Annotated in this window: 7 protein-coding genes; 5 read left to right on the forward strand and 2 right to left on the reverse strand. The window is 69.0% G+C overall.

What is annotated here, in order from left to right:
* Positions 1–55: 55 nt before the first annotated feature.
* Positions 56–3,370 (reverse strand): S8 family serine peptidase, encoded by a 3,315-nt coding sequence (locus tag AW271_RS18880; protein ID WP_245653095.1) that lies wholly within the window; start codon positions 3,368–3,370, stop codon positions 56–58.
* A 328-nt stretch (positions 3,371–3,698) separates the two neighbouring features.
* Here AW271_RS18880 and AW271_RS18885 point away from each other — a divergent pair, with 328 nt between their 5' ends.
* Positions 3,699–4,511: an MBL fold metallo-hydrolase gene (locus AW271_RS18885; protein WP_062338526.1), complete on the forward strand. Its 813-nt coding sequence runs from the start codon at positions 3,699–3,701 to the stop codon at positions 4,509–4,511.
* A gap of 7 nt (positions 4,512–4,518) precedes the next feature.
* On the opposite strand, the gene AW271_RS18890 is transcribed toward AW271_RS18885, so the two are convergent.
* Positions 4,519–5,562, reverse strand: a complete 1,044-nt coding sequence (locus tag AW271_RS18890) for a LacI family DNA-binding transcriptional regulator (protein WP_062338529.1) — start codon at positions 5,560–5,562, stop codon at positions 4,519–4,521.
* 836 nt (positions 5,563–6,398) lie between these two features.
* Between AW271_RS18890 and AW271_RS18895 the strand changes: the two genes are divergently transcribed.
* From AW271_RS18895 to AW271_RS18910, 4 genes are all read left to right on the forward strand, one after another.
* Positions 6,399–9,095 (forward strand): beta-L-arabinofuranosidase domain-containing protein, encoded by a 2,697-nt coding sequence (locus AW271_RS18895; RefSeq protein ID WP_062338531.1) that lies wholly within the window; start codon positions 6,399–6,401, stop codon positions 9,093–9,095.
* A complete protein-coding gene (locus AW271_RS18900) occupies positions 9,092–11,143 on the forward strand; it encodes an RICIN domain-containing protein (RefSeq protein ID WP_218008090.1) in 2,052 nt (683 codons plus the stop codon). Before AW271_RS18895 ends, AW271_RS18900 begins: the two co-directional genes overlap by 4 nt.
* Before the next feature lie 88 nt (positions 11,144–11,231).
* Positions 11,232–12,692 (forward strand): glycoside hydrolase family 10 protein, encoded by a 1,461-nt coding sequence (locus AW271_RS18905; RefSeq protein WP_062338533.1) that lies wholly within the window; start codon positions 11,232–11,234, stop codon positions 12,690–12,692.
* Between the two features lie 14 nt (positions 12,693–12,706).
* Positions 12,707–13,889: non-reducing end alpha-L-arabinofuranosidase family hydrolase (locus tag AW271_RS18910; protein WP_062338535.1), on the forward strand; the 1,183-nt coding region annotated here is incomplete at its 3' end.

The following is a 13,889-nucleotide window of genomic DNA, read 5'->3' on the forward strand; positions in this document are numbered from 1 at the left end:
TCTCAATGGAAACGGGCCCGGCGGAGAACCGCCGGGCCCGTTCACCGTTCACGTGCTACTGGACGGTGATCTTGTCGACTTCCTGGGTGACGCCCTTCACCTGGTCGGTGACGACCGAGGTCGTGACCGAGCCGACGCCGGTGATGGCGCCCTTGACCTTCATCGTGTAGGTCAGCGTCTCGCCCGGCGCGCCGGGCGTGCTGGTGATGGTGTAGTCGCTGGTCACGCCGGTGCCCGCCGGGATCTGGCTGCCGGCGGTGCCGTCGGAGTTCTCCGCGCCCACGGTCAGGCCGTAGGCGTCGCCCGGGTAGGGCAGCGCGCCCGGGTAGGCGAAGCTGATGTCCTCGACGCCGTTGACGCCGATCCACGTCTGGAACGTGCGCAGCGAGTTGGTGCCGTAGAGGTTCACCCGCCACTCGACGACGATCCAGTCGGACACGCCGTCGGTCAGCGTGGTCGCGTAGACGCCGGGGGCGCCGGTGCCGTCGAGGTCGGTCCAGAACGGCGCGAGCACGCCGTTCGGGCGGGTGTCGTCGGGCAGCGTCTGCGGGGTGAACTGGATGTCCGCCGAGCCGTTGGTGCCGCCCGCCACGAGGTAGCCGTTGGACGTGATGCCGATCCGGGTGAACGTCTGCCCCGCGAACCGGTAGGCCGGGACGGTGAAGTTGACCGCCTGCTCGTCGCCCACCGGGACCGGCGCGGTGCCGAAGGCGTCGAGCGGGATGTAGCCGAACAGACCGCCCGGCGTGATCACCGGCTCGTCGGGCTGGCGGCCGTCGAGGGTGGTGGTGACCGTGGCCTCCTGGCTGCTCACCTGGGTCGCGCCGGTGACGCTGTTCAGCCGCAGGCGGCCGTCGAGCACGCTGGTGGCGGTGACCTCGGTGTCGTCCAGGGTGCCGTTGGAAACGGTGACGGTGCAGGTCGTCTCGGCGTTCTTCGGGATGGTCGTCGGGGCACAGGTCTGGTCGACCGGGATCGTGCCCTCCTGGCGGTAGAACGCCACCGGGATGCGGTGGTCCTTGTTGCCGTCCTCCTGGCGGAGGTCGATCTCACCGAAGTACTGGCCGTCCGGGACGTCGGGGGCGCTGATCGTGATGGTCAGCTCCTTGGTGCCGCCCGCGGGGACGGTGAAGCGCTCCGGCGTGACGGTGATGTGCGTGCCGGCGGTGGTGGTCTTGCCGCGCGAGGTGTACTCGACCTCTTCGCCCGTGACGTTCTTGACGGTACGGGTGGTGGTGATCTGGCCCGGCATGGTGGGCGCGTTCACCGAGGGGATGTTCAGGTCGATGCGGTTCAGCGGGTCGTCGGCGGAGATCGCGAAGTCGGCCGCGGTCTCGTCGATGGTCAGCACCGAGTTGTACGCCTGGCTCAGGTCGATGCGGCCGCCGCCCATGTCGAACGGGTCGGCCGGGGTGACCCGGTCCTGCTTGGTGACGTTGGTGCGGGCCGTGGTCTCCAGGGCCGACTTGACCTGGCCGGGGGTCCAGCCGGGGTTGGCCGCGAACACCAGCGCCGCCGCGCCCGCGACGTGCGGGGACGACATCGAGGTGCCGGCGATCACCTGGTAGAGGTTCCCGGGCGGGCCCTCCAGCGGGGACTCGGGAGTGGGGGTGTGACCGGCCAGGATGTGCAGACCGGGCGCGGTGACGTCGGGCTTGAGGAAGTCGCCGCCGGGGCCGCGCGAGGAGAACGTGGTGATCACGTCGCGCTGCCAGTTGGTCTTGGTGCCCTGGGTGAAGCTCGCCGTCGCGCCGGGGGTGGCCGCGAGGTGGGCGAGCAGGACGTCGGTCGCCGGCTTGTCGATGTGCACGGTCGGCAGCCAGTGGTTGTCGGTCATGATGTCGAGCGGCGTGCTGTTGTAGAGGATCATGCCGGCCGCGCCGCCCTGACGGACGCTGAAGCCCTTGAGCACGCGGTTCGGGCCGCGCTCACAGGCCACGATCTTCCCGGTGAACAGGCCGGGAGGCGCGGGGGTGAGGCAGAGCGCGTCGCTGTACGGCGGCGCCGACGCCCGCACCACCGGAAGGGCGGAGGCGATGCCGGCGGTGATCGAGGCGCCCTTGATGGTCGGGCCGCCACCGCTGAAGGTGATGGTCGACTCGAAGGTCCGCTTCTGGGTGTTGGCCGCCACCGTGGTCACCCACGGGGAGCGGTGGTCGGTCGTGGCCGCACCGGGACCCGAGTTGCCGGCGGAGGCCGCGACGAACACGCCCGCGGCGTAGGCGTCGAGGAAGGCGAGCTCGACCGGGTCGGTGTACGGGTTCGCGCCACCGGAGATCGAGAAGTTGATCACGTCGACGCCGTCGAGGATGGCCTGGCCGACGGCCGCCGCCGAGTCGGTCTGGTAGCAGCCCTCGGCGCCGCAGACCTTGTAGACGGACACGTGCGCGGCCGGGGCGATGCCGTGGGTCGCGCCGCGCGAGATGCCGAGCGGGTTGGCGTCCGCGACCGGTCCGCCGGCGGCGGTGGTGGCGGTGTGGGTGCCGTGGCCGTTCGAGTCACGCGCCGAGTCGGGGTAGACGTCGCCGCCGACCACGATGTTGTACGTGTCCAGGAACGGCTGGCCGCCGATCAGCTTGTTGTTGCAGACGAAGACGTCGGCTGCCGGGGTCAGCGGGTTGTCGCCGAAGTCACAGGTCCGCGGGGTGCCGTCGGCCTTGGCCGGGGGCGTCGGCAGGCCGGGCTTGTCGGCCATCATGGGGTGCTCAGGCCACAGGCCCGAGTCGAGGATGCCGACGATGACGCCCTTGCCCGAATTCGGCGCACCGCCGAGGCTGTTGTAGACCGGCGTGGCGTCGATGGCCTCGCTCTCGTCCGTCGACAGCGGCTTCTCCAGGCCGTCCCGCTGCACGGCCGCCACACCGGGCAGCTTCAGCAGGTCCTTGGCCTCGTTCTCGGGGACGGTGAGCGCGACGCCGCCGTAGACGGTGCGCAGCTTCTGGCCGACCTTGGCGCCGGCGACCTCGCCGGGCAGCGCGGCCAGGAACTTGTTCTCGACGGCCTCGATGTGCTTGACGTACTTCTCGGCCGCGGCGCTGTCGGGGTCGAGCCCCTTGCCGGTCGCGCTGGGGCTGGTCGCGGCGTATCCGCTGACCCCGCCCTTGTAGGCGGCGAGGGAGTCGTAGTCGAGCTTGACGACGACGTTCACCGGTTCCGTCGAGGTCGCCTTGAGCAGCGCCTCGTCGCTCTGGGCAAGCTGACCGGTGAGCGACTTCGCCCCGGTGACCACCTCGGGGTTGGTCAGCGGGACGGCGGTGAACGAGGGCGTGGGAGTCGGGGTGGGATCGGCGACCGCCGACCCAGCCGGGACCAACGCAGCCACCAGGCCGACCGCTGCGGCCGTGGCGACGGTCAGTCTTAACCTTGACACGAAACCTCCATGGGTGCTGGGGATTCGTCACCGCACAAGGAGGAATCGCGCCACCCCCCGGGAGCGTCCGAAATTGGACACGCAAAAGGGCTGCAACCCTCCCCGGTTGGTTGACGATAACCGGTCCGTTCGCCTTAGAACGTTCCGATCTGTCAGGGAGTTTAGTTAGCTCTTATTTGTCCCGCTAGATGAGATATTGCCAAGTGGGCTGTCCAGATTGGGACGCCGCGCGCTTTCGCTGATAAATGGCCTTCCACCTGCGGTTCGGCGCCCGGCCGGGGCGGTGTGTCGGCCACTGGGGGGACTTGCCGACCGGCAGCATGGGACCGTGAGCGAGCGAAGTGGTGAGCAGAACCTGCCGAGGCGCGATTGCGCGGCGACGGTTCTGGGCGGCCCGACGACCGTCGTCGACATGGGTGGCCTGCGGATAGTCGTGGATCCCACTTTCGACCCTCCCGGACCGCACGGCTATCTGACCAAAACCCGTCCGCCTGTGGTCGATGAGACGGGACTGGGTTTCGTCGACATGGTGCTGGTCAGCCATGACGCGCATCCTGACAACCTTGACGACCGGGGCCGCGCGTTCGCCACCGAAGCGGTCCTCACGCTGACGACGCCCGGCGCCGCCGCCCGGCTGGGCGCGACCGCCCTCGACCCCTGGACGACCTTCACCCTGCCCCGCCCCGACGGCGGCGGCGACCTGTTCGTGCTGGCGGTGCCCGCCGTCCACGGCCCGGAGGACGGCGAACGCGACGCCGACGGCTTCGTCAACTGCGAGGTGACCGGGTTCGTGTTGTCCGGCCGGGGCCTGCCGACGGTCTACGTCAGCGGCGACAACGCCTCGATGCGCGTCGTGGGCGAGATCGCCCGCCGGGTGCCGGAGATCGACGCCGCGGTGCTGAACGCGGGCGCGGCGCGGGTGCGGGGCAAGTTCCGGGAACGCCCGGTCTCGATGGACGGCCGGCGGGTCGCGGCGGCGGCCGCGGTGCTGGACGTCGACGTGGTGATCCCCGCCCACTACGACGGCTGGACCCACTTCACCGAGGGCCGGGCCGAGGTGGAGACCGCCTTCGACGAGGCCGGCCTGTCGGCCGTGCTCCGGGTGGCCGACCACGGCGCCTGGTCGTCGTTGCGGTCGTGACGCGCGGTCACTTCCGGGGCGGGGCTGTGCTCCCCCGGACCACCAGCTCGGTGCCGAGCTCCACCCGCCGCTGGAGGAGGGGCTCCCCCTCGGCGAGGTTGATCAGCATCAGGGCGGCCGTCGCCGCCATCTCGGTCAGCGGCTGGCGGACGGTCGTGAGCGGCGGGATCGCCCACCGCCACGGCGGCATGTCGTCGAAGCCGACCACGCTGAGGTCGTCGGGGATGCGCAGGCCCAGCTGGTGGGCGGCGTGGTAGATGCCGATCGCCTGCCCGTCGTTGGCGGCGAAGATCGCCGTGGGCGGCCGGTCGAGCTCCATCAGCCGCCGGGTGTAGACGACGCCGTCGTCGACCTGGAACGCGCCGACGCAGATGAGGTCGGGGTCGACCGGGACGCCGGCGGCGTCGAGGGCGGCGCGGTAGCCGTCGAGGCGGGCCCGGCTGGAGAGGGCGAAGTCGGGCCCGGTGATCATGGCGATCCGCCGGTGGCCCAGTTCGAGGAGGTGGCGGGTGGCCTCCAGCCCGCCGCTCCAGTTGGTGGCCCCCACCGACGGCACCCCTCGCCCGGGATCTCCGGCCGGGTCGACCACGACCAGCGGAACCTCACGGGTCGCGAGCAGCACGCGCTGCTCCTCGGTGGGCCCGGAGAAGACCGTGATGACCCCGGCGGGACGGCGGCTGAGCACGTCCTGGATCCACTGCTGACCGGGGACGTGCCGGCCGCCGAGCTCGGAGACCACCACGCTCAGGCCGTGTTGCCCGGCCACCGACTTGACGCCCTTGACGATCTCTATCGGGTAGTCTCCGGCCAGTTCGTGGAAGACGAGCTCCACCAGCCCGGCGGGCTTCACCCGGCGGCGCTGCCGCCGGAACCCGTGTTCCCTGATGAGGCGCTCGACGAGTGCCCGGGTGTCGGAACCGACCTCGGAACGCCCGTTGACGACTTTGGAGACGGTGGCGACCGAGACCCCGGCCATCTCGGCGAGCTGGGACAGAGTCAGGGCTTCGGAGGACGCCGGACCGGCGTGGGGGGCGTCGTCGGTCGAGGTCATAGCGGAATTCTATGGGTGCTTTCGGACGGCACGCGGCGTCGTTTGTGCTGCTGGTGCTAACCCTCCTCCCGTCGAGCGGGAGCGTTCGCCGAAACTTTTCGCAACTTTCCTGAAACTTTTGTCGACCAGGTCGGGGCCCATCTGACAACCGGTCGAACCATGCCGGAAATCTACGGTTGCCAACAGGTAACTTCTATGAAATTTTCACATGCACGGACCGAAAGGTGCGGCCCCCCTCGGGGCGAATGGGCAGGCCGGGCGCAGTCTCTCCGGCAATGCCCAGCTCAGCGAGGGTGGCGGCACTGTTGACGCCGAATCAGCAGTTGGGTGTACTCAGGCAACCGCGAACCTCCGCAGGAGCAGACCATGGATCTCTGAGATCACGAATGTTAGCGATAACAGACTTCGGTGACCATTCCCGCTGATCGGACCCCCTCCACCTGCTGACTCCTCACCCCCCAAGGAACCGGCATGCTCCCCTCCGCGATCCTGACCGTCGCGCCCTCTTCCCGACGAGCACCCGCCCTCGTCGTCACGCACGTTTCCCGAGCCGACGCCCCGGCGACCGGCCATCATCTCCGCGTCACCCTGCCGGACGACGAACCGGACCCGCGCCAGACCGCCGCGCCGGCCGTCTCCGCGCCCCATCGGTGCAGGCGCTTCCACCTCTGAGCGCCGCGGCGAAGAGCAATTTCCCGCCGGGTGTTCCCTGGCGCTGAATGTTATCGCTAACAGAATCCGCAGGCTGACACCCGGCCTGACCAGGTGAAAACCGACGACCGGCCGCCCTGACCGCCTGCCGGTCGTCTCACCCTCCATCCCCGAGGAGCTCCCCCATGTCCTTGAGCCGTCGCCAGCTCTTCCAGGCCGCGGGCGCGAGTGTCGCGTTCACGGCCGCCGGCCAGGTGCTCGGCGCCTCCGCCGCCCAGGCCGCGCTGCCCTGGGCACGGGCCGACATCGGCGTGTCCGCCTACGAATTCGACCTCGGCCAGGTGCGGCTCACCTCCGGCCGCTGGCTCGACAACCAGAACCGCACCCTCGCCTACCTGCGGTTCGTCGACGTCGACCGGTTGTTGTACGTCTTCCGCGCCAACCACGGCCGATCCACCAACGGAGCCTCGGCCAACGGCGGGTGGGACGCCCCGAGCTTCCCCTTCCGCTCCCACATGCAGGGCCACTTCCTGACCGCCTGGGCGCAGGCGTGGGCCGTGCTCGGCGACACGACCTGCCGCGACAAGGCCAACTACATGGTCGCCGAGCTGGCCAAGTGCCAGGCGTCCAACGGCTACCTGTCGGGCTTCCCCGAGTCGGACATCACCGCGGTGGAGAACCGCACGTTGTCGAACGGCAACGTGCCCTACTACTGCATCCACAAGACCCTCGCCGGGCTGCTGGACGTGTGGCGGCTGATCGGCAACACCGAGGCCCGGACGGTGCTGCTGAACCTGGCCGGCTGGGTCGACACCCGGACCTCGCGGTTGTCGTCGAGCCAGATGCAGTCGATGCTCGGCACCGAGTTCGGCGGCATGAACGCGGTGCTGACCGACCTCTACCAGATGACCGGCGACTCCCGCTGGCTCGTCACCGCCCAGCGGTTCGACCACGCGGCCGTCTTCAACCCGCTGGCCTCCAACCAGGACCAGCTCAACGGCCTGCACGCCAACACGCAGGTGCCCAAGTGGATCGGCGCGGCCCGCGAGTACAAGGCCACCGGCACGACGCGCTACCGCGACATCGCGGCCAACGCCTGGACGATGACCGTCAACGCGCACAGCTACGCCAACGGCTCCAACAGCCAGGCCGAGCACTTCCGCGCCCCCAACGCCATCGCGGGCTACCTGTCCAGAGACACCGGGGAGGCGTGCAACACCTACAACATGCTCAAGCTGACCCGGGAGCTCTGGCAGCTCAACCCCTCCCGGGCCGACTACTTCGACTTCTACGAGAACGCGCTGATCAACCACCTGATCGGGCAGCAGAACCCGGCCGACTCGCGCGGCCACGTCACCTACTTCACCCCGCTCAACCCCGGCGGGCGGCGCGGCGTCGGCCCGGCGTGGGGCGGCGGCACGTGGAGCACCGACTACAACTCCATGTGGTGCTGCCAGGGCACCGGCATCGAGACCAACACCAAGCTGATGGACTCGATCTACTTCCACAACGGCACCACGTTGTTCGTGAACCTGTTCCAGCCCTCGACGCTCAACTGGTCGCAGCGCGGCATCACGGTCACCCAGACCACCTCCTACCCGGTCACCGACACCACGTCGTTGCAGGTCACCGGCAACGTGAGCGGCTCGTGGACGATGCAGATCCGCATCCCGGGCTGGACCCTGGGCGCGACGGTCAGCGTCAACGGCGTACCGCAGAACATCACCACCACGCCGGGCACCTACGCGGCCCTGACCCGCAGCTGGACCTCCGGCGACACCGTGACCGTGCAGCTCCCGATGCGCGTGCTCATGAAGGCCGCCAACGACAACCCGAACCTCCAGGCGATCGTGTATGGCCCGGTCGTGTTGTCGGGCAACTACGGCAGCACCTCCCTGTCGGCGGCCCCGGCCCTGACCCCCTCGACGATCACCCGCACGAGCACGTCGTCGCTGGCCTTCACCGCCAACGGGTCGATCAACCTCGGCCCCTTCTACGACGCGCACAACCACAACTACGTCGTCTACTTCGCGACCAGTGGCGGAGGGGGCGGCGGCTCGGCCAGCTTCCGCCTGATCAACGCGGCCAGCGGGCTGGCCCTCGGCATCCAGAACATGTCCACCGCCGACGGCGGCCTCGCGCTGCAGTGGACCGACAACGGCACCGCCGACCACGACTGGGTGCCGATCGTCGACGGCAACGCGCTGCGGTTCCGCAACGTCAACAGCAACAAGGTGCTGGGCGTCGAGAACATGTCGACGGCCGACAACGCCCGCGTGCTCCAGTGGGCCGACAACGGCACCGCCGACCACCGCTGGACGATCACCGACAACGGCGACGGCGCGGTCAAGATCCGCAACGTCAACAGCTCGAAACTGCTCGGCACCCAGAACGGCTCCACGGCCAACGGCGCGCAGGCCGTCCAGGACTCCGACAACGGCAGCGGCGACAACCTGTGGCGGTTCGTGCCCAACGGCGCGCGGCGCATCCAGAACGTCGGCACCGGCATGGTCCTGGGCGTCACGAACATGTCCACCGCCGACGGCGCGCTCGTCGTGCAGTGGGGCGACACCGGCACCGCCGACCACCTGTGGACGGCGCTCGTCGACACCGGCGGCTACCTGCGCCTGCGCAACTCCAACAGCCAGAAGGTGCTCGGCGTGGAGAACGCCGCCACCGCCGCCGGCTCCCGCGTCCTGCAGTGGGCCGACAACGGCGCGAACGACCACCGCTGGCGGTTGCGCTACGGGTCCAACGCCGCCTTCCGCATCCAGTGCGCCAACGGCGGCCGGGTCCTCGGCCTGAGCGGCACCGCTCAGGGCGCGCAGGCCGTGCTCGCCGACGACAACGGCTCGGCCAACAACCTCTGGAGGTTCCTGTGAGACGCCTGCTGGCGATACTTTCCTCGTTACTGCTGGTGGGGGCGTTCATCACCACCCAGCAGGCGTCGGCCGCGACGGTCGACACCAACGCGTGGTACGTGCTGGTCAACCGCAACAGCGGCAAGGCCCTGGACGTCTACAACCTGTCCACCGCCGACGGCGCCCGCATCACCCAGTGGACCCGCAACAACGGCAACCAGCAGCAGTGGCAGTTCGTCGACTCCGGCGGCGGCTACTACCGCGTCAAGTCGCGCCTGTCCGGCAAGGTGCTCGACGTCTCCGGCGTCTCCACCGCCAACGGCGCGGCCGTCGTCCAGTGGACCGACCTCAACGGCACCAACCAGCAGTGGCGGCTCGCCGACTCCCCCGACGGCTACGTCCGGCTGATCGCGCGGCACAGCAACAAGGCCCTGGAAGTGCAGAGCGCCTCCACGGCCGACGGCGGAAACATCGTCCAGTACGACGACTGGGGCGGCGCCAACCAGCAGTGGCAGTTCGTGCCGGTCGGCGGTGCCACCCCGACCCCCACGCCCACTCCCACGCCCAACCCCGGCGGCAACTACACCAACCCCGTGGTGTGGCAGGACTTCGCCGACGGCGACATCATCCGGGTCGGCGACGCCTACTACTACTCCGCCTCGACCATGCACTACTCGCCGGGCGCGCCGATCCTGCGCTCTTACAACCTGGTCGACTGGGAGTACGCGGGCCACTCGGTCCCCCGCCTCGACTTCGATTCCAACGCCTACGACCTCAACGGCGGACGGGCGTACGTGAAGGGCATCTGGGCCTCGACGCTGAACTACCGGCCCAGTAACAGCACCTATTACTGGTACGGCTGCACCGAGTTCAACCGCACCTACGTCTACACCGCCTCGGCCGTCGACGGCACGTGGACCAAGCGCGCCCGGATGAACCAGTGCTACTACGACGCCGGCCTGCTCATCGACACCAACGACACGATGTACGTCGCCTACGGCAACGGCACCATCAGCGTCGCCCAGTTGTCGGCCGACGGCCTCAGCCAGGTCCGCGCCCAGCAGGTCTTCCAGACCCCGAGCAGCGTGGGCACCCTGGAGGGCGCGCGCTTCTACAAGCGCGGCAACTACTACTACATCTGGCTGACCCGCCCGGCCAACGGCCAGTACGTGCTGCGCTCGACCTCCCCGTGGGGTCCGTACACGATGCAGCAGGTCCTGCTCAACATGCCGAGCCCGATCTCCGGCGGCGGCACCCCGCACCAGGGCGGGCTGGTCCAGACCCAGAGCGGCGCCTGGTACTACATGTCCTTCGTCGACGCCTACCCGGGCGGCCGGGTGCCGGCGCTCGCGCCGATCAACTGGGTGAACGACTGGCCGGTGATCCAGACGGTGAACGGCGGCTGGGGCGTGAACTACCCCAAGCCGAACATCCAGACCAACCGCACGGTCGCCTCCATGATCGGCCCGGACACCTTCTCCGGGGGCAGTCTCGGCCACCGGTGGGAGTGGAACCACAACCCCGACACCAGCCGCTTCTCCACCGGCAACGGCCTGCGCCTGCAGACCGCGACGGTGACCAACGACATCTACAACGCCCGCAACACGCTGACCCACCGCATCCAGGGCCCGTCGTCCACGGCGACGATCGAGCTCGACTACTCGCAGATGGCCAACGGCGACCGGGCCGGCCTGGCGATGTTGCGTGACCAGTCGGCCTGGATCGGGGTCAGACGCGACAACGGCGCCTACCGGGTCTCGATGACCAACGGGCTGACGATGAACAGCAGCTGGGCGACCACCGGCACCGGCAGCGAACAGGCCGGCGCGAACATCTCCGGCGGCAAGATCTGGTTGCGGGTGAACGCCGACATCCGGCCGGGTTCCGGACGCACGGCCCGCTTCTCCTACAGCACCGACGGGACGAACTTCACCACGCTCGGCCCGGCCTTCACGTTGAACAACGCCTGGCAGTTCTTCATGGGCTACCGGTTCGGCATCTTCAACTACGCCACCAGCGCGCTCGGCGGAGCGGTGACCGTGAACCGCTTCGACCTCACCACTCCCTAGCCGTTCTCAGCCGCCCGGTCCGTTCGTGGCAGGACGACCGGACCGGGCGACCGGGCGACCCCCCTACCCAAGAAAGGCGACCCCGTTCATGAAACGAATCTTGTCCCTGGTCACCGCGGCGCTGCTCGGCGCCGGCCTGTCGGTGACGCTCACCGGGCCGGCCGACGCCGCCTCGACACTGGGCGCCTCGGCGGCCGAACGCGGCGGGCGCTACTTCGGCGCGGCCATCGCCGCGGGCCGGATGGGCGACTCGACGTACATGAACATCCTGAACCGGGAGTTCAACCAGGTCACCGCCGAGAACGAGATGAAGTGGGACGCGACCGAGCCGTCGCGCAACAACTTCAGCTTCGGCAACGGCGACCGCATCGCCAACCACGCGATCTCGCGCGGCATGAAGATCCGCGGTCACGCCCTGCTCTGGCACCAGCAGCAGCCGAGCTGGGCGCGCGGCATGGAGGGCTCCGACCTGCGCAGCGCGATGATCAACCACGTCACGCGGGTTGCCACCTACTACCGGGGCAAGATCCACTCCTGGGACGTCGTCAACGAGGCGTTCGCCGACGGCGGCAGCGGCGGGCGGCGCGACTCCAACCTCCAGCGCACCGGCAACGACTGGATCGAGGCGGCCTTCCGAGCTGCGCGCGCCGCCGACCCCGGGGCCAAGCTCTGCTACAACGACTACAACACCGACGGAATCAACGCCAAGAGCACCGGCATCTACAACATGGTGCGCGACTTCAAGTCGCGGGGCGTGCCGATCGACTGCGTCGGCTTCCAGTCCCACCTGGGCGGCTCCCTGTCCAGCGACTACCAGGCCAACCTCCAGCGCTTCGCCGACCTGGGCGTCGACGTCGAGATCACCGAACTCGACGTCCTGCAGGGCTCCAACCAGGCCAACATCTTCGCCGGCGTGACCCGCGCCTGCCTGAACGTGGCGCGGTGCAACGGCATCACGGTCTGGGGCATCCGCGACAGCGACTCCTGGCGCGGCAGTGACAACGCGCTCCTGTTCGACTCCTCGGGCAACAAGAAGGCCGCGTACAACTCGGTCCTGAGTGCCCTCAACAACGGCGCCACCCCGACCCCGACGCCCACCCCGACGTCGGGCGGCGGGATCAACACCAGCGCCTGGTACGTGCTGCTCAACCGCAACAGCGGCAAGGCACTCGACGTCTACGGCCTGTCCACGGCCGACGGCGCCCGCATCACCCAGTGGTCCCGCAACAACGGCACCAACCAGCAGTGGCAGTTCGTGAACTCGGGCAGCGGCTGGTACCGCCTCAAGTCCCGCCTCAGCGGCAAGGTGCTCGACGTCTCGGGCGTCTCCACCGCCAACGGCGCGGCGGTCGTCCAGTGGAGCGACGGCAACGGCACCAACCAGCAGTGGCGTGTCGCCGACAGCGGCGGCTACGTCCGGCTCATCGCACGGCACAGCAGCAAGGCCCTGGAGGTTCAGGGAGCCTCCACGGCCGACGGGGCCAACATCGTCCAGTACGACGACTGGAACGGCACCAACCAGCAGTGGCAACTCGTCCAAGTCGGATGAAATCGGAGTAAAACGTGAAGTTCAAACCCATTGCCGTCATCGCCGCTCTGGTGGCGGCGCTGTTCGTGGCCTTACCCTCGGCCAACGCCGCCACCGTCGACACCAACGCCTGGTACGTCCTGGTCAACCGCAACAGCGGCAAGGCCCTGGACGTCTACAACCTGGCGACCAACGACGGCGCCCGCATCACCCAGTGGACCCGTAACGACCAGAACCAGCAGCAGTGGCAGTTCGTCGACTCCGGCGGCGGCTACTACCGCATCAAGTCCCGCCACAGCGGCAAGGTGCTGGACGTCTCCGGCGTCTCCACCGCCAACGGCGCGGCGATCATCCAGTGGAGCGACGGCAACGGCACCAACCAGCAGTGGCGCCTGGCCGACAGCGCGGGCGGCTACGTGCGCTTCATCGCGCGCCACAGCAACAAGGCGCTCGAGGTGCAGGGCGCGTCCACGGCTGACAACGCCAACGTCGTCCAGTACGACGACTGGGGCGGCAACAACCAGCAGTGGCAGCTCGTCCAGATCGGCGGCGGCAACCCCAACCCGTCGCCCTCGCCGACGCCCACGCCCTCGCCGACCGGCAACTGCAACCTGCCCTCGACCTACCGGTGGACCTCGACCGGCGCGCTCGCGCAGCCGCGTTCGGGCTGGGTGTCGCTGAAGGACTTCACCGTCGCCCCGTACAACGGGCAGCAGCTCGTCTACGCCACCACCCACGACTTCGGGTCGAGCTGGGGCTCGATGAACTTCTCCCTGTTCAGCAACTACTCCCAGATGGGTTCGGCGACCCAGAACGCGATGAACTCGGGCACGGTCGCGCCGTCGCTGTTCTACTTCGCGCCCAAGAGCATCTGGGTGCTGGCCTACCAGTGGGGCGGCCCGGCGTTCTCCTACCGGACCTCCAGCAACCCGACCAACGCCAACGGCTGGTCGTCGCCGCAGACGCTGTTCTCGGGCAGCATCTCCAACTCGGGCACCGGCCCGATCGACCAGGCGCTCATCGGTGACGACCAGAACATGTACCTGTTCTTCGCCGGTGACAACGGCCGCATCTACCGGGCCAGCATGCCGATCGGCAACTTCCCCGGCAGCTTCGGCACCAGCTACCAGACCATCATGACCGACACCACGAACAACCTCTTCGAGGCGGTGCAGGTCTACAAGCTGGCCAACCAGCAGCGCTACCTGATGATCGTGG

This window comes from Herbidospora sakaeratensis, from assembly GCF_001570525.1.
GTDB lineage: Bacteria > Actinomycetota > Actinomycetes > Streptosporangiales > Streptosporangiaceae > Herbidospora > Herbidospora sakaeratensis.